We start from the raw sequence: 18,062 nt of genomic DNA on the forward strand, positions 1-18,062 counted from the left end.
ATATAGTTCAATATATTTTATAAATTCTGAAAGTTATTTTCCTAAAAAAAGAAAGTTTTTTGAACATACCTGAATCAATTTCATAATTGCTTGTATTATAAATTCAAAGACCTACAGAATATCAATAATTCAATTTAAAAAAAATTATTTAAGCAACTTGTTGTTGGTTTAACACTACATTGATACGATCTGCAGCTATTTTGGCATTATAAATAAGCGTTACAAGGTCAAAATGAACCTTTGCGCGCTTTCCCGTTCGATAGCGAACGTTGTTGAGTTGAAAGAACTCTTTGAGATAACCATTTACTCGTTCCATGGAGGTCCGACGTTTAAATAGTTTTTTCCAAGCTTTTGAACCTCGAGCTGGTGCTGTGTATCTCCGAAGCCGAAGATCTGTGGTGATTTTTACCTTGTAAACTTTTTGGCATATGCCTTCCTTTGCTAGAGGCATTCTGCACATTCTTTTGGACTTGTGTATTTCAATGTTTCGTATTTGGCATCAAAACCGTCATATCGAGAGGAATACTCTCGAAAACAAGTTGGGGCAAAGTGTTTATCAAAGCCAATAGGCTCCCCTTGATTTTTCTCTTGAGATGGGGTTTTATCTGAAACGAGAAAGCCGCAATTTAACTTAAAATTCAGATCGACATCCAAGCGTTCAATTAAATGTTTTATGGTTGGAATTCGTTCAACATATCTGATGAAAACCGAAATAAGCAACGCTGCATAATTCAGTTCTTCAGGTGCACCAAGACGGGTTTTTTTGGTTACATCATGGTAAATGGCATCCAGATCAATAGCCGAAATAATCTCTTCATAACGATGGGTAGGTTCCATCTCGTATAATTCTTGGATACCAAATAAGCTCTCTTGTCATATAATAGACATAGGGAGTCCCTCCAGTCTTTTGGTTTGTGTCGTTACTTACCATTATACAAGACTTGGGGAGGTACTTCCTTTTTATGTCTGAAAACGCCTGAGCCGCAAAGGATTAGATTTATGAAATTCATTCACCTATATAACTTTTTATTTAATAATGTTGATTAACTTTTTTCTTTTCCTTACATTTGATATGCTTAAAAAACCTACGACTTCATTTGTGTTTAGTCAAAGTTGTGATTTTAGAAGAAAGTAAAAAGGTGAATATAAATATGAAAGTTAACAGCAAAAAAGTAATTGGTATTGTATTGCTATTATTCGGGTTATTTATTCTGTTAGACGATTTTGTACGTTGGCAATCTTTATTGCCCCAGCCAATCGAGGACGCTCCGATGCCTACCGAGTTACATCCTATTGTTAACGAAAAAAAGAATACCTTGATTACTAAAGCTGCTAACAAAAACATTAGCATTGTCATCACCGATGGATTTAGAACAATAGAAGAACAAAATGCTATCTATGCAAGAGGAAGAACAACGGATGGTACTATTGTGACCAATGCAGAAGGTGGAGAGTCCTTTCATAATTACGGATTAGCAATTGATTTTGCACTGCAATTAGGTAATGGTGATGTTATATGGGATTTAGCTTATGATGGAAATGAAAATGGAGAAGCTGATTGGATGGAAGTTGTTGAGATTGCAAAGGACCTCGGTTTTGAATGGGGTGGCGACTGGGCTAGATTTCAAGATTATCCTCATTTACAAATGAATTTCGGATTAAGTATCCGGGAGTTACAAAGAGGGAAAAGACCCGAAACATCAGAAGAAGAAGAATAAGGTAAATATGAAATTGATTCATACAAATAGTTAAAAGATTAATTATAAAAAGTTAGGCAGAAACAGCCCCACTGTTTCTGCCTATTTTTCTTTACGGTAAATTATACTACTATATACCGTAGCACTCGCTTTAGGATCAATGTATGTCTTCGCACTATTTACAGCAGCTATTCCCTCTGTATAACCTGAGGCGATCAACATTGTTTTGCCCGGATAAATCGTTGCATCACCTGCTACAAACAAGCCTTCAACATCCGTTTCCATCGTACTAGTTACTACAACTCTACCTTTTTCCGTTTTCAACCCCCATTTTTCAAATGGCGTTTGATTTAATTTAATTCCGTTGTAAACAAGCATATCATCAACCACAATGCTTTCGTTTAATCCACCTTTGTTTCGAATTGTTACTTCATTAATATATCCATTCTTTCCATTAACCTGTATGATTTCAGAAGTAGTTTTTGTTTGAATAGAAGAACTAGCTAGTCTTGCTAATTCATTTTCGGAAGCATGTTGAAATTTAGCACCATCATTTATGAGATAAACAGTATCAGCAACCGATTCTAAGGTTAGAGCCCAATCAACACCAACACGATTATTCGAAGTAATCATTACTTTTTTTCCTTTAAATTTTTCGGATCTTCGTAAGGAATAATGCCAACTTGTTTGTTCATATAAATCAGCATTCTCCACCACCGGACCTATAACATCAAACGAACCCATTCCTGTAGTAACGATGACTGATTTTGAATAATGCTTTTTTCCTTGACTAGAAGTTAATATAAATAAATTATCTTCATCTTTTACAATCTCTTCAATTAAAGTTCCAGTTAGTACAGTTGGATGATGTTTCGTTGATTGCTCTTGCATTTGGTCCACTAAGTGATCACCTGAAATTTCAGGAATACCACCAACATCATATATTAATTTCTCTGGGAAAAATTGGGCAACCTTGCCTCCTAATTGTTGGTTGGATTCAATGAGCTTTGTCTTCATATCACGCATTCCGCTATAAAAAGATACAAACATACCTGTTGTACCTCCTCCAATAATAGTGACATCGAAAATATCTTTAGTTTCCTCCATTAAAATAACCCCTTTGTTAATAGTTCAAATGCTAGATTTTTTATTATCGTTCGTACAATTATGTTATTTCATCAAATTTAGCTTCGACATGATCTGTTAGCTTACTATACTTACGCAGTAACATTAAGAATACTATTTCTAATACTAGCATAATGATACTTACCACTACTATAAAGCCGATTATGCCTGACATATTCATTCCAAATGAGCGGGCTAATTCACCAAGCAGCATAATGACCATATAGGCTGTGAATATCCGTGTTGTGTTTGTGTACAGAAACTCATGTGTACATGCTTTAGCAATCAACAACATGATTTTAAAAACATAAAAAACAATAATCAACTTTGCAATGTTTAGTGCGATTATGTATAGGGACCAGCCACTTAATGACACAATAACATTGTTCATAGCGTTTTGATTAATAAAAACCGTTGGAATCGAAACTACAATAAGGACATATGCTAAATTACTAGCTTTCTTAGCAATCGGATATTCTTTTAGCAACCATGCCAGCCCTGAAGCTATAAAATAATAACCAATTGGTTCTGGGAGAATATCAATTACAAAGATATGAATTTCTATTAATATAAATATAAATCCCCAAAATAATCGTTTAAAAGCAAATTCCATGCTACTCCCTCCCCTGCTTTAACTCAATAATCTTGTTAATATCTGCTTCTTCCAGATGTGGTTGGTTGTTTATCATTGTTCCGCTAGTAAATGATTCACCATCTTCTGTCGTCCCCTTTATTTCTATCTCAAATTGATAATAATCCATACTTTCAGGATTAAAATAAGTATACAAACGCAATTGATTATTTTTGGTTAAATCAAACGGAAACATAGTTTTTTGAAGACTTTCTGCTTGTAAATCCTCCCAAGGAACTTCCAATCCTCGGTTAACGCCTGGACCTTCATCAAGACCAACCTTTACAGAAACATCTCCTTCCAATTCTTTAAAGGGGAGAGATATTTCGTTTATACTTAATTGTTCTGTAGCAACCATTGATGTTACACTACGATGTTGATTACTTGAACCACTCGCTCTAGTTTCTAGTAAAGATTGTCCATGATAGGGTTGAACAACAACTTCACCTATATTTGCTGTAACATGTTCACCATTCGTAAAAAAAACTTCCATATTACTGAATGACCAAGAATTGTCGGTATTAAATATTGATTCTGTATCTGTCCGAATGCTTATCGTAGTAGACATTAAATATTGATGATTGAATTCCTGCTCATACTGAATTTGCGGCTGACTGTCATTGAACATTGTAAAACCATCATGATTATATGTTGGATAAGCTTGAATCCCATTCATCTCAACATAGTTTACATCAAGAGGTTCTTTCTTGTCTGTTAAATAATAAAAAGTTAATGGAATCTCGTTTGCTTCTTCGTTATGATACATTTGATAATAATGGTTTAAAAATATAGGGTTCTCTAATTGTTGCGTTTGAAAATAAAAATAATTACCACCCCAACTAAGCAAAATCACTATGACACCTATCCATAAGTACCTTTCTTTCATAAACATTCCCCCAAGAAAATGGATTCCCACTTATTTTATCATGTTTTAGGAAGTTCCTTTGTTACTATAACGAATGAATTTCTAATTATAGCTATGTTAAAATGTATATCTTTTGATAAACTAATAAGCATGCACAGTATAAGTAATGTATAGATTTTGTTGATGTTTACTAGATTAAACTATTATAATGTTTGTAGGATTAAAAAAGGTGAGTGGATAAATTGTTTGGAATAAAAAAGGTTGCTGAAATTACAGGAATTCCGGCTATTACTTTAAGAGCTTGGGAGAACAGATATGATGTGATTAAACCAATGCGAACTGATGGCGGCACACGTCTTTACTCTCAAGAAAATATTGATGATATAAAATGGGTAATCGAGCAAAGAGAAGCAAAAGGGATATCTATCAAACAAGCAATGACATTATTAAAAAATATGAAAGATAATCAAATAGAACCTGCGGAACTAACAAGGCAAGAAACTTCCCCAGCAAATACCGAACAGTTTATTGAAGAGATTTTTGACGCTTTAGCAAATTATGATACATCGCTCGCTACCCATTTTATAAACCTAGCTTTTTCTTTAAACGACTATGAGAAAGTTTTTCACGACGTTTTTACCCCAATCCTACATAAAGTCGGAATTCAATGGCAAGAGGGAAAAATAAGCGTAGCACAAGAGCATTTTATTAGTCATTTCTTACAAAGAAGGTTATTTTCTTTTTTTCAGGATATAACGGGTGACAGTTCAAAACCAAAAGCTCTAGCTATTTGCCCTCCATCTGAATTACATAACATTGGTTTAATTTTATTTTCACTATTTCTTAAGCGTAGAGGAATCGATGTCATTTTTATTGGTGAAAATACACCAAAGGAAAACATCCTTCCACTCATTCAAGTAAATAATGTTCGTTTAATCTGCTTTTCCGTGACGATACAAGATCATGTTGATCACCTTAAATCATTTATAAAGTATATTGAAACGTATAAAATAGATGTTGATTATGTAATTGGAGGCAGCGCTACTAATGCTTTGCCTGAAGAATATAAAAGATTTGTGTTAAACGGAGACATCAATCAGTGGGAAAAATGGTTAATAAATAGTAAAATAATATGATAATGCAAATGAAGGCTGTCTTTGTAAACAATTATTACGACAGCCTTTTCATCTAAGAATTATTATTTATCTGTTCAAGTTCTTCTTCTGCAATATAAGCATTCGCCTTTTCCATTTGTTTATGCTCATTTACCGAATCCCCTGCATAACGATCCGTAGTATCAAACATATGTTTAGGATCTAAATCAGTTTCTACACTAATTCCCTCATTTTCATTTTCTTTGGTCTTAGCATTAAACGTACTCATTCGCTCTTTTTTCATTTTTATCACCTCAAGTTTATCTTTGACTATCAACAGCTTTTTATCCGATTCATTAATTATTATTGAATTAAATAATAATATGCTAAAATTAATGTATTACAAAACATGGAGATGAAGCATAATGAAACAAGAAATAATCAATCGGTTTACAAATTATGTGAAGATTGATACGCAATCAAATGACAACAGTGAAAATTGCCCTTCGACACCTGGTCAATGGACATTGGCTCATATACTTGTTGAAGAATTGAAACAAATCGGTATGGAAGAGGTAACGATTGATGAGAATTGTTATGTAATGGCCACACTTCCTGGGAATTCAGAAAAAGAAGTGCCTACCATTGGCTTTTTAGCACACCTGGATACGGCTACAGACTTTACGGGTAACAATGTCCAACCAAAAATCACCGAAAACTATGATGGTAAAGATATTATTTTAAATGAGGCACTTCAAATAGTCTTATCACCAAAAGAATATCCTGAGCTTGCCAATTATAAAAACCACACATTAATTACAACTGATGGTACGACGCTTTTAGGTGCCGACAATAAAGCAGGTATTACCGAGATAATAACGGCTATGGTGCATTTAATAAATCATCCTGAAATTAAACATGGTAAAGTACGAATTGCTTTTACACCTGATGAAGAAATTGGACGTGGGCCCCACAAGTTTGACGTCGATGCATTTGGCGCTGCATATGCTTACACCGTCGATGGTGGGCCAATCGGTGAGCTACAATATGAAAGTTTCAATGCCGCTGCAGCAAGAATTATATTCAAAGGTAACAATGTTCATCCTGGTACCGCAAAAAATAAAATGATTAACTCGAGTAAGATTGCAATGAAATTCCATAGCGAGATTCCAGATAATGAAGCGCCTGAGTACACAGAAGAACACGAAGGTTTTTACCATTTAATTTCTATTGAAGGTGATGTAGAGCAGACAAAAGTATATTACATCATAAGAGACCATAATCGCGATAAATTTAACGCTAAGAAGGCATACATAGAGCAGTTGGTTAAACAGTATCAAACAGCATATGGTGAAGAAAATGTCTTATTAGAAATGAAAGACCAGTATTTCAATATGGCAGAAAAGATTGAACCTGTAAAAGAGATTGTTGATATAGCCTATCAAGCAATGGAAAATATGCATATTAAACCTCTTGTAAAACCAATTAGAGGTGGGACAGATGGTTCCCAGCTTTCTTTTATGGGGTTACCAACACCGAACATCTTTACTGGCGGTGAAAATTTCCATGGTAAGTATGAGTATATTTCTGTAGATCATATGGAAAAATCTGTTGAAACAATTGTGGAGATCATCCGTTTATTTGAAGGAAATGGGTGTACCTGAGGACTTTAACCGAACAGGTTGGTTTAAAAACCCGGAACAATGCCAGGTGATCGTGGAAGCGCAGTAATTGCTTGTCATGTCGACGATAAAACTGCTCCTGCAGTTTTCTTTCATCTTAAAGACCTTAAACAAGATGATGAAATTATTATTACAAACGATAGTGATGAAAAGCTTATTTTCAAGGTAGACAAACAAGTATTTCCTATGGATGATGCACCATTTTCTGAAATAGCTGGTTATACTTCTCGCCAAATGCTTAACTTGATTACCTGTACAGGTCCTTTTGATTGATTACAAGGCGGACATATTGATCGGTTATTTATCTATACGGAACTCGTTAAAGATTAATGTGATTTTGGCTTTTTAACACTAAATCTAAGTCCGGACTTGCTAAATTTGCAGTCCGGGTTTTTATGTTAATAATATCTTGTACATAACCATACTTATTTTTGTCATAATAGTAACATGGAGGAATAACCTATATGCGAATTGATCGATCACGATTTTTAGCTTACATTATTGGCTTAATCATATTGTCCTTTGGCGTTACACTAACTATAAAATCCAAAATGGGTACAGGTGCATGGGATGCATTAAATGTTGGTCTATCTAAGATTATGTTTACAGTTGGAACATGGGTAATTATAGTAGGCATCATTTTAATTATAATAAATGCGATTTTATTAAAAAAAAGACCCGATTTTTATGCTCTAATAACCGTGTTCATTGTAGGATTTGGTATTGATACATGGTTAATATTATTGACAAGATTTGATCCCCAAGCATTGTTTTTTAAATTTACAGTATTTTCATTTGGATTAATTTTTCTATCGTTAGGAATTTCTATTTATCTACAAGCAAAATTCGCCCCGGTTCCTATTGATAATCTTATGATTGCCATTCACTCAAGGTTCGGGGTTCGTATGGGGATAGCTAAAACAATTGGAGAAATAATAGCACTCGTATTTGCATTTATATTTAACGGACCAATTGGAATTGGAACAATTTTGGTAACTGTATTAATTGGGCCAATTATCCATTTATTTCACCCAAGAATTGAAAAAGTGATGGCTCGATTTCGATAAGTGAAAATAAATCCAAAGATAGTTTTCATTTCTATAAGATTTTTATAGATAAACAACTTAAATTAAATATATATACCTAGGTATAGTGTCCTTTCCTACTGTTTAATGCTTTAATTGTGATGGTTATAAAAATAATCTGTATCTTTTTATAAACAGATTCGTATTATTAAACAATAGGAAAGGAGCTAATATAATGAATAACCACGAAATTGATTACAAGTTATACGGAGATGACATGCAATTTGTTGAGGTTGAGCTCGATCCAAACGAAACCGTAATTGCGGAGGCTGGCGGCCTAATGATGATGGATGATGGTATTTCAATGGAAACGGTTTTCGGTGACGGTTCCGAAGATAAGGGTGGCGGCTTCATGGGTAAGTTGCTAGGTGCAGGTAAACGAGTTATTACTGGTGAAAGTCTCTTTATGACAACATTTACTAACACTGGTCAAGGAAAAAAACACGCTTCTTTCGCATCACCTTATCCTGGTAAAATAATACCAATGGATTTAAGTGAACTTGATGGCAAATTAGTATGTCAAAAGGATGCTTTCCTCGCTGCAGCTAAAGGTGTTGCTATTGGAATTGAATTCCAGAAAAAAGTCGGGGCTGGTTTTTTTGGTGGAGAAGGCTTTATTATGCAAAAACTCGAGGGAGATGGCATGGCTTTTATACATGCTGGAGGAACCATGCATAAAAGAGTGCTTGAACCTGGCGAAACATTGCGAGTAGACACTGGTTGCCTTGTTGCCATGACAGGTGATATAGATTATAACGTCGAGTTTGTTGGCGGAATTAAAACAGCGATGTTTGGTGGAGAAGGTCTATTCTTTGCTACATTAAAAGGTCCTGGCACAGTTTGGATTCAGTCACTGCCATTCAGTCGTCTAGCAAGTCGTGTATTTGCTGCAGCCCCTCAAGGCGGAAATAAAAGTAAAGGGGAAGGTAGCATTGCAGGAGGGTTATTCGATATATTGGGTGGAGATCGAAGATAAATAATAAAAAATTTCAGTGGCTTCACTAATAACTAACCAACAGCTGCCCCAGAGCGTGTTGGTTTTTTTTTACATTCTCAAACTTCCCCTTGTCTAGATTTGAGTGACCACACCGTCCACTTTTGCATGAGCATATTAGAACTTTAATTGTTATTCCAACCTGACTCTAGTAAATATTAAAATGATTTTGCGTATATGAATTCTGATAAACTGCACAATAACTAAACAAGATCACCTTTGTTGGTCAATAAAGGTGATAGACCTTCTCTTCCACCTTTTCTAGCCTGGTAAATAGATCGAACTAATCTCTTGCTTAATGATTAACTGTCGTTCATGTTTAAAATGACGCTCTTCATATAATTAGACACTTTTTATTTCTGAAACACTTTCATCTATTGTTTTTTAAAATAAGTTCTAATACTTAATACTTTTAAGTAAGGCTTAAGTTAGGTACACTTGCGCTAACAAGAAAACCGAATAGCATAGAGAAGAGAAAATACAATTTTAGCTTGAAGAAACTACTATAATTGGAGGTTTTGTAAAATGAAAAACAAAATGGCAACAGTAATTCAGCAATCATTGAGTGCCTTAATAGAAGATGAAGCTTTTTTACCAAAATTAAATGGCGAAACTAGACAACGTGCCTACCAATCCCTTGTTTCGATTCTGTCTACTCCAAATCGCGTAAACAAATCCTTTCTTCGCATACCTTTAGAAAGTGGAAGAGTAGTTAGAATCCCAGCATATAGAGTTCAACATAACAATACACTTGGTCCTTATAAAGGTGGGATAAGATTTCATGAATCTGTAAATGAGGACGAAGTTGTTAACTTAGCTAAACTAATGACATTAAAAAATGCGCTGCACGATGTTCCCTTTGGTGGTGGTAAGGGTGGTGTCATTATCAATCCTAGGGAATATAGCGAAAAAGAATTGAATTTAATATGTAAAAAGTATGTCCATTACTTTAGTGACTCATTAGGTACAGAGAAAGACATCCCTGCACCAGATATAGGAACAGGCGAACGAGAAATGGATTGGATGATGGCAGAATTTAAATCTATACATCCTGGTGAAACATATCGGGGCAGCTTCACTGGAAAAAGCGTTATGAATGGTGGTTCTTTAGGACGAAGAGAAGCCACAGGTAAAGGCGTTTATTATTCCTATCGATACTTACTTCATGACTTTGTAGAAGACAATAAAAACCTTCTAGAGAATAACAGTGATAATCGCTTTGTCCAGACAACACTCAATCATCAAGATCAATCACTATCAATTGCTGTACAGGGGTTTGGTAACGTTGGTTCCGTCGCCGCCTTAGATGCCTATCAATGCGTTCATCTACAGAACAAAGTAGTTGCAGTTAGCGATCATAATGTTACTTTATATAATTCTGATGGATTAGATATACCTGCATTAATCCAATATGGTAAGGAACATGAGGGTGATCTACCGACTGAAGAAATTGAATTAAAACAGCACTCAATAAAAGCAATCATTATGGACAGAGACGATTTACTCGAATTAGATGTAGACGTATTATTTTTGGCAGCTCTAGAAGATCAGATTCATACTGCCAATTGCCAGAGTATAAAAGCAAGTATAATAGTTGAAGGTGCTAATGCTCCTATCACACAAGAAGCTGATACATATTTAAGTAAGAACGGCGTGTTAATTATCCCCGATATTCTCGCCAACGCTGGTGGGGTAATCGTTTCTTACCTAGAGTGGATGCAAGGCAGGGAGACTCAATTTTATAAGGAAGAAGAAGTATTTGATCTCCTCTTCCATAAAATGAAGAATACATTCGATGCAGTTCTTCCACAATTCTTCAGCGACTCCTTTGCCCTTAGGCAGAATTGTTATATACATTCTGTTATGAAATTATCCACTATTCTATACCGTCAAGGAAAATTATACTGAATCTATCAAGTGCTTTATCGGGTAACCTCGATAAAGCACTTTTTTATATTTCCGAACCCAATTGTCTAAGAAATCGACTAATTAATAATATTTTTCACAAATAAAAACGCCTTATTAGCTTTTAGCTTAAGGCGTAATGAAAGACTTTAACAAAAAGCCTGTACGGTTTATTCGTTAATTGCTATCATTGTTGGCTGGACCTGTTGTTCTAGACCAATGTTAGACTTTCTCTTCTTACGCATTGTTGATATCTTTTCAACAAATGATAAAACCATAAAAGTAAATAGAATAGTAATGGATAAACTAACCAGAGATAAAAGCATTTTCGCTATCCCCTTTCACCGCTAAATTTCTTTAAATATTATTGAATTCTCTTATATAATACCAAATAATAACGAGAAGTAAATATATATTTATAAATTCTTTTAAATTCTTTTGATTACTTCTTATTATTGTCATATTCTCTAAAATCACCTTATGCATTTAATTATGATATCGTGCATCTTTTTGTCTGAATTTACTACGACACGACCTTTTAGCCTTTGTTTAATAAACACTGCAAAAGGTTAATTATACTTGTATAGAATACTCACTTGTTTATAAAAATCATCATCGATAAAACCCATATAATGCGGCTTCGGAATATCATAGAGACTGTATGCCAATGGAAACCAGCTTATTTCTAACATACGGTTTCATAGCATTTAAACATCATTTCAAAAAAATAAATCTACTAAATTTGATTTTTGATCAACGGCAAAAATTAACAAAAAACAAAGCTTAAGATTAGGTTCCTTTATAAGAATTAGTTAACTGTTTGAACTTATTTTCATACAATTAGAATATAAGCAACTAATAAAAATAATGAATATCCGAATTTTCTGAACAGTTGAAAAATAATTTATTTTATGGTATGATATTGAGCAATACATTTTTCTATCAAGTACGAAAAGGAGGATTCACACATGAGAAATGTAACACTCGAAAAATTATTTGTTCATCCAATAGTTCAAAAATATGTAGGTAGATCTGGTATTGCACATGCGATTTCAGTTGCTGAAAAAGCATTTTATATTGCTAAAGACACGGATGAAAATCCTGATTTGGCTGCAAAAGCTGGATTTTTACATGATATCGGCCACTATAAATGGTATGAAAACGGCGAATGGAATTTTGAACTTTATAAAGAAAATGACATTCATGCAATCAAAGGTGCTGCGCGCGCACATAAATTATTAGTTCGATGTGGTGAGGATTTGCAAGATGCAAAAGCAATTGCATTAGCCATACTCCTCCATACTGACTCTTATTTGCCTGAGGGTAAATTAGAATTAAGTCCATTACAACAAATTGTTGCCAGAGCAGATGAAGCAGATGAAGAGCCCGGGGGAGCACATCATTACCGGATCATAGACTACCAACCTGCACTCGAACGAATTAAAAGATTGGATATCAAAATTGATAACCTTAATGAATCGAAAAACCTCGAACATACGAGTTGAAACCTGTGGTTTAATTCTGAATTACCACAGGCAGTCCATCTTCAGTCATCTTAATATTTTTCCGGATTACAATTTATTCATCGTTAAGTAGTAATGTTTTATGTATTAAAAGAAATCCTCGTTGGACTTAAACTCACCTATTAAAACTCCATCTTTCTTATCACAGTGTTTTAAGGAACACTGTTTTTTCATAAGAAAAACATCATATTATTCCTTTGCGCATTTACTATCATACTTTTAGATATCTATCTTTGCTCATTATTTTGAATTAAATAATTTGTTTAGTATTAATTTCAAAAAAATGGTATATTAAAGGGATATATTGGAAAGTAATTATTCATGATTGTTGGTAGGAGGAACACAAATGAGTGTAGCTGTTGGGAGAAAAATTAGATACTTTAGAATAAAAGCAAAAATGACACAAGAAAAACTCGCTCAGGGTATTATTTCTGTTTCTTATCTATCAAAAATTGAGTCTGATAACGCTAGACCTTCATCCGAGATTATAGCAAAAATTTGCAAAAGACTAAATTTAGATCCAAACAAGACACAGGAAGATCACACACTTAACTTATGTACTACTTGGTTTGCAACAATTCTTGAAGCTAACGTAGATAAAGCAAATCAACTTTATAAAGAAATTGAGAACTCTGTTGAAATGATTTTAGATGCCGGTCTAATTAAGCTAGTTGAAATTCACATGTTACATTACTACATCTTAACAAACAATCGTGACTTTGCTGATAAGCAATTTGTCTGTTTAAAAGATGAGTCTTCTTCTTTTAACACTATTGAGCACTATTATTGGCTAAAGTTTTGTGGGAACTACTATTTTTCAAGAGTAAGCTATCATAAAGCTTTTACATTTTACAGACAAGCAGAAAAAATTTTCGACCGTAATTTATATTCCACTCAAGCAGAAGAGAACGATTTGTATTACTTACTTTCAATAACTGCCAGTAATATTCACCAAACATTTTTCACTCTGGTGTACGCTGGTAAAGCATTAGAATATTACCAGAAGCAACAATTCAAAAAGCGAACTGCTCAGTGCCATATTCTGTTAGGTCTATCTTATTATCGCGCAAAGGAATTTGATAAAGCGATAGAAAATTACAAATTAGCTTATAAACTAGCCAATACTATGGGGGATGACCCGCTATTAGCTACCTGCCATCACAATCTAGGGACACTATATTCTTCATTGGATGATTCCGAAAGAGCTATTAATTACTATCTTATGAGTTTAAAATTGAGAGATGAAAATTCTAAAAGTGATGTGCTTATTCCTATATCCAGCTTAATGACCGAAAACTATAAAATCGGCAATATTAAAAACGCTAAAAAATGGCTGGAAAAAGGCTTAATTCTAGTAAAAGATTTAACCCCATCTGAGACTTCACTAGTATATGAAATCGAAGTGTACAACCACCTAATTAATGGATATGGAGAATCATTTGACAAATTACTCTTAAATAAAGTACTTCCGTTTCTAGAAGAAAAGCAACTCTTGAATGAAAAATTTGAGTATATAACGATTCTTGCAAACTATTATTTTGAAACCAGAAAGTATAAACTAGCTTCTATATATTATAATCTCGCTAACAAAACACTTAAAAACGAATACTTATAATGGTAATAACTTATTGAAAAATGCATGATTTATCATGCATTTTTTGTTAACCTATGGTTTGAATTAAATTAAGACACAGCCAAATTATCACCATTTTAGCAGACCGATATAGCCCATGAATTATTTTTCACCGTCGTTCCTTGTCATTTGTGTTTTATTTAAGTTATACCTCGACACTTAAAGGGATGGGATTTCTCGTTTGTATAGTTCTTTACTTCTGAACAAAAGCGCAGGCACTAGAAGTGGTTGTTTATGATTGTTAACCACATATAGCAAATTGTATAATTGTCTAGACAAGCACAAATAAGGGCATGTGACCCTTACTAAGAATCACACACCCCAAGCATTACTTATTATCATCATTTTTCAACATTGCTTTTATCCCTGCAATATTAATTCCTTGATCGATTAATCCCTTTATTTCTCTTAATAGATGAATATCATTAATGGAATATACTCGTCTATTTCCATCATTTCTAACTGGTTTAATAAGGCCTTGTTCTTCGTAATATCTTATTTGTCGACCTGTTAACTTTGTTAAATCTTTTACTACACTCATTGGGAAAGTCGGCACATCATCAGGAATTTCGTTACTCATTCCCCCTTCCCCCCTCTTTTTCCAATTTCATAGCCTATTTTAAATTAGCAATATGTGAATACACATCCTTTAAATCGGAAAAACCTAACTCTTGTACGGTACGGACACTTTCAGCCCAAAGCTTCGCTGTAGCAATTGCATCATGTAGTGCATGGTGTCTTTGGTTGATCGTAATACCATAATGAGCGCAGCAATCATCAAGTGTTACTAACTTCGATTCAGGTTCAATAATCTTAGTTAAAAAGGATGTGTCAATAATCCGGTGTGCAAAATTCGTTTTTAACACTGACCAGGTAGCATGTTGCATAAATTGTTTTTCATGACTTGAATGATGTGCCACAAGTGTATCACTCTTAGTAAATTGAAAAAAATCTCTTAATACCTTGTTCATCGAATCTGCATTCAATAGTTCCGTTTTTGTTATTCCCGTCAATCTTTCTATTTCTTCAGAGGGTTCTTCCTCACTATAAACAGGAGCATAAAACACTTCATCTTGAAGTAGTTTATCACCCTGCATCTTAATTGCACCAATAGATAATATTGTATCACCCTTATAAGGATAGAATCCTGTGGTTTCAATATCGAATACCACTACTTTCAAATCATCAAAAGGGATCTGTAATACATCTTTATTTTTCAGCTCTCTTTGAAGGCTTCTAAGATAAGCTATTTTATTTGGATCAGCCTGATTTGGCAAAGACGTGTATACACTAGAATTTAGTTTTCCTGACATCTGTTTAACAAATTGAATCATATGGTTCATAACCATGTGGAACACTCTTTTTCAACTATCGTCTTCGTTTCAGAAAAAAGCTTATATCCTTTTTTCATGAATTCTTTCAGCTCCTGTTTTTCTCCTTTTGTTAAGGCACTCACCGGTATGTGGTGTACCTCTTCATAACTTTTCGCATCTCTTCGAAAATAAAGGCGGAAATCGAGTAGGCGTTTGAAATCTTCTTCATACCTTTTTATAAAAGGATAATTGTCACTAAGTTCACCAAATCTAGACAACGTAGAAGGTTTAACTATCTTATCTTTTAAAGCAAGCAATCGCAATGCATTAACATAAGGAAAAAATGTCGTTTGTTTCAGCTGAATACTTCCTGAATGTTCCCCTTTCAACTCAGGGAGTAGTTGACCAAATGCACCGATTCCCTTTTTAACAAAACTCACATTTTCTACTAATCTAATATATAGGTGTGGTTTTTCTTGTAAAATAGAAAAAGCGGTATTTTTTAATTGATCCAAAAAAGTTGTTTCCCCAATTAATACACGAGAATCAAAAAAAGTTAAAAAGTGACGTAATGAATCCCACTTTGCTTCTAGCAACCATCTTTCCACTTGTATTTCCCATCGTTCAATTGATTGGCACCATATTGAATTAGATGCCATCACATTTCCATCACATAGCTCATAGCCCACTTTTGTTAAGCCATTGGTTATCTCAGACCCTAACCTTAAGAAGTAAGCTTGACAGTCGTCACTACCATCAAAAATAATTCCATGGTCCTGATCACTCCAAACGGATTGTTCGAATCTCCCCGCACTTCCCATTAAAAAGAAAGCAAAGGGAGCAGGGGGGATCCCCCACTCACCTTCTACTTTGTCCATTGCAATCTTAACGGTATTATCTATTATTTGATCATGAAAATGATTTAACCTTTCGTGATTGTTTGAAACTTTGGTCATTTGTTGATGTCGAAATTGTTGTATTTCGTCATAACTATTCACACTCGCATCAATCCCTCGTTTTACTAAAGTAAACGGTTTTTATGCACCTGATTTATCACTAGGGTGAGGAATGTTTTCTGGATAACCATAACCACCGTGTTCACTTAAATCAAGACCGATAATCTCTTCTTCTTCTGTTACACGAATACCACCCATGACTTTATCCATAATCTTTAAGATGACGAAGGCTACGACAAATGCATATAGACCACTAGTAACAACACCCATCGCTTGAACACCTAGTTGTGTAAAACCACCGCCGTAGAATAGACCTGCCTGACCGACGAATGCATATTCTGGCACTGTAAATAATCCGTTGGCTAGAGTACCCCAAACACCTACAACACCGTGAACAGATAATGCGAAAATAGGATCATCAATTTTAGCTTTATCAAACATCTTCATACTAAACACTACAATTATACCACCAATAATACCGATTACTACCGCAGCCCAAGGGTCTACGAAACCTGCAGGAGCTGTAATTGCTACTAGACCAGCTAAAGCACCATTCAATGTTGTAGGAACATCCGCTTTACCAGTAAGTGCCCAAGCTACAAACATCGCAGCCACAGCACCTGCAGCAGCAGCTAGTTGTGTGTTAAGGATGGCAAAACCAAAGAATGCATCAGCTACTTCAAATGTACTAGCACCATTAAAACCAAACCAACCTACCCATAACAGTAATACACCTAGTGCAGTAAATACTTGGTTGTGACCAGCAATCTCATTAGAAGAACCATCTTTATTGTATTTTCCAATACGAGGCTTCAATATAATGGTTGCAGCCAAAGCTGCCATCGCACCTGTTAAGTGCACAACTGTAGAACCAGCAAAGTCTTGTTTTCCGTGATCAGCTAACCAACCACCACCCCAGATCCAATGTGCTACAACTGGATAGATTACTGCTGAGAATAATAGAGCGAATATAACATAAGCAGATAATTTCGCACGTTCAGCAAATCCACCAAACGCAATTGTTAAAGATATTAAAGCAAACATCATTTGGAACATAAAGTCAACTGCAGGAGATAATCCTTCTCCACTGAAAGATGAATCTCCATAAAAGAAGTTAGACATTCCAATAAACCAGTTACCATCTCCATAAATAAATCCATAACCAACAGCCCAGAAAACTAATGAACCTATTCCAGCTGTGAAAATTGTTTTACCAGCAATGTGACCAGCGTTTTTCATTCTAGTCGAACCTGCTTCAAGTAAAATAAATCCACCTAACATAAGTAAAACTAAAAAAGTCCCTATGATAACCCAAAGATTATCCATCAATACTATTTCCATATTATCTTCTCCCCTTTTGCGTAACATCTGTTAACATCACTTGTTAACTACTAATCTACCAGTGTCAAAATTTTCGCACAATAAACTTGTAAGAAAATCTAACAAAGTAATTTCTTTGATCAATAGTGTTTATTCTTTCAACAGGCAATAGATCAACGGTTTATTAGCATTTTATTCTTTTAAATTTATTTTGAATTTATTTTAAAATTAAAATATAA

18 protein-coding genes and 1 pseudogene are annotated in these 18,062 nt (G+C 34.4%); 9 read left to right on the top strand and 10 right to left on the bottom strand.

Annotation, left to right across the window (positions count from 1 at the left end):
* Positions 1 to 148: 148 nt before the first annotated feature.
* Positions 149 to 837: pseudogene (locus QQS35_RS12000) on the bottom strand (transposase).
* A 314-nt stretch (positions 838 to 1,151) separates the two neighbouring features.
* On the opposite strand from QQS35_RS12000, the gene QQS35_RS12005 reads away from it, so the two are divergent.
* Positions 1,152 to 1,718: a M15 family metallopeptidase gene (locus QQS35_RS12005; protein WP_285932391.1), complete on the top strand. Its 567-nt coding sequence runs from the start codon at positions 1,152 to 1,154 to the stop codon at positions 1,716 to 1,718.
* A gap of 81 nt (positions 1,719 to 1,799) precedes the next feature.
* Here QQS35_RS12005 and QQS35_RS12010 read toward each other — a convergent pair whose 3' ends face one another.
* From QQS35_RS12010 to QQS35_RS12020, 3 genes are read right to left on the bottom strand one after another with little or no spacing between them, the layout of a single operon-like run.
* Positions 1,800 to 2,804 carry an NAD(P)/FAD-dependent oxidoreductase gene (locus tag QQS35_RS12010; protein WP_285932392.1) on the bottom strand — a complete coding sequence of 335 codons (1,005 nt, stop codon included), beginning with the start codon at positions 2,802 to 2,804 and terminating at the stop codon, positions 1,800 to 1,802.
* Between the two features lie 58 nt (positions 2,805 to 2,862).
* Complete coding sequence (locus QQS35_RS12015; RefSeq protein WP_285932393.1) at positions 2,863 to 3,435, bottom strand: hypothetical protein; 573 nt, start codon at positions 3,433 to 3,435, stop codon at positions 2,863 to 2,865.
* Position 3,436: 1 nt separating this feature from the next.
* Complete coding sequence (locus QQS35_RS12020) at positions 3,437 to 4,339, bottom strand: hypothetical protein (RefSeq protein WP_285932394.1); 903 nt, start codon at positions 4,337 to 4,339, stop codon at positions 3,437 to 3,439.
* 221 nt (positions 4,340 to 4,560) lie between these two features.
* On the opposite strand from QQS35_RS12020, the gene QQS35_RS12025 reads away from it, so the two are divergent.
* Positions 4,561 to 5,454, top strand: a complete 894-nt coding sequence (locus tag QQS35_RS12025) for a MerR family transcriptional regulator (protein ID WP_285932395.1) — start codon at positions 4,561 to 4,563, stop codon at positions 5,452 to 5,454.
* A 52-nt stretch (positions 5,455 to 5,506) separates the two neighbouring features.
* Here QQS35_RS12025 and QQS35_RS12030 read toward each other — a convergent pair whose 3' ends face one another.
* Positions 5,507 to 5,716 carry a hypothetical protein gene (locus QQS35_RS12030; RefSeq protein WP_285932396.1) on the bottom strand — a complete coding sequence of 70 codons (210 nt, stop codon included), beginning with the start codon at positions 5,714 to 5,716 and terminating at the stop codon, positions 5,507 to 5,509.
* 121 nt (positions 5,717 to 5,837) lie between these two features.
* Between QQS35_RS12030 and pepT the strand changes: the two genes are divergently transcribed.
* From pepT to QQS35_RS12055, 5 genes are all read left to right on the top strand, one after another.
* Positions 5,838 to 7,076: a peptidase T gene (gene pepT / locus QQS35_RS12035; RefSeq protein WP_285932397.1), complete on the top strand. Its 1,239-nt coding sequence runs from the start codon at positions 5,838 to 5,840 to the stop codon at positions 7,074 to 7,076.
* Between the two features lie 39 nt (positions 7,077 to 7,115).
* Positions 7,116 to 7,367 carry a class F sortase gene (locus QQS35_RS12040; RefSeq protein WP_285932398.1) on the top strand — a complete coding sequence of 84 codons (252 nt, stop codon included), beginning with the start codon at positions 7,116 to 7,118 and terminating at the stop codon, positions 7,365 to 7,367.
* Positions 7,368 to 7,558: 191 nt separating this feature from the next.
* Positions 7,559 to 8,161 (top strand): YczE/YyaS/YitT family protein, encoded by a 603-nt coding sequence (locus QQS35_RS12045; RefSeq protein WP_285932399.1) that lies wholly within the window; start codon positions 7,559 to 7,561, stop codon positions 8,159 to 8,161.
* A 193-nt stretch (positions 8,162 to 8,354) separates the two neighbouring features.
* Positions 8,355 to 9,155: a TIGR00266 family protein gene (locus QQS35_RS12050; protein WP_285932400.1), complete on the top strand. Its 801-nt coding sequence runs from the start codon at positions 8,355 to 8,357 to the stop codon at positions 9,153 to 9,155.
* A gap of 543 nt (positions 9,156 to 9,698) precedes the next feature.
* Entirely contained in the window at positions 9,699 to 11,081 is a 1,383-nt protein-coding gene (locus QQS35_RS12055) for a Glu/Leu/Phe/Val family dehydrogenase (protein ID WP_285932401.1), read from the top strand.
* A gap of 167 nt (positions 11,082 to 11,248) precedes the next feature.
* On the opposite strand, the gene QQS35_RS12060 is transcribed toward QQS35_RS12055, so the two are convergent.
* Entirely contained in the window at positions 11,249 to 11,404 is a 156-nt protein-coding gene (locus QQS35_RS12060) for a hypothetical protein (RefSeq protein ID WP_285932403.1), read from the bottom strand.
* A gap of 642 nt (positions 11,405 to 12,046) precedes the next feature.
* Between QQS35_RS12060 and QQS35_RS12065 the strand changes: the two genes are divergently transcribed.
* Positions 12,047 to 12,583 carry an HD domain-containing protein gene (locus QQS35_RS12065; protein ID WP_285932404.1) on the top strand — a complete coding sequence of 179 codons (537 nt, stop codon included), beginning with the start codon at positions 12,047 to 12,049 and terminating at the stop codon, positions 12,581 to 12,583.
* A 364-nt stretch (positions 12,584 to 12,947) separates the two neighbouring features.
* A complete protein-coding gene (locus tag QQS35_RS12070; protein ID WP_285932405.1) occupies positions 12,948 to 14,216 on the top strand; it encodes a helix-turn-helix domain-containing protein in 1,269 nt (422 codons plus the stop codon).
* Between the two features lie 346 nt (positions 14,217 to 14,562).
* Here QQS35_RS12070 and QQS35_RS12075 read toward each other — a convergent pair whose 3' ends face one another.
* From QQS35_RS12075 to QQS35_RS12090, 4 genes are read right to left on the bottom strand one after another with little or no spacing between them, the layout of a single operon-like run.
* Positions 14,563 to 14,814, bottom strand: coding sequence for a MerR family transcriptional regulator (locus tag QQS35_RS12075; protein WP_285932406.1), 252 nt, complete (start codon positions 14,812 to 14,814; stop codon positions 14,563 to 14,565).
* A gap of 34 nt (positions 14,815 to 14,848) precedes the next feature.
* Positions 14,849 to 15,583, bottom strand: a complete 735-nt coding sequence (locus QQS35_RS12080) for an exonuclease domain-containing protein (RefSeq protein WP_285932407.1) — start codon at positions 15,581 to 15,583, stop codon at positions 14,849 to 14,851.
* Positions 15,574 to 16,545, bottom strand: a complete 972-nt coding sequence (locus tag QQS35_RS12085) for a DUF294 nucleotidyltransferase-like domain-containing protein (protein ID WP_285932408.1) — start codon at positions 16,543 to 16,545, stop codon at positions 15,574 to 15,576. Before QQS35_RS12085 ends, QQS35_RS12080 begins: the two co-directional genes overlap by 10 nt.
* Before the next feature lie 39 nt (positions 16,546 to 16,584).
* A complete protein-coding gene (locus QQS35_RS12090) occupies positions 16,585 to 17,844 on the bottom strand; it encodes an ammonium transporter (RefSeq protein ID WP_285932409.1) in 1,260 nt (419 codons plus the stop codon).
* Positions 17,845 to 18,062: the final 218 nt, after the last annotated feature.

The sequence above is a fragment of the Aquibacillus rhizosphaerae genome (assembly GCF_030282825.1).
Classification (GTDB): Bacteria; Bacillota; Bacilli; order Bacillales; family Amphibacillaceae; genus Aquibacillus_C; species Aquibacillus_C rhizosphaerae.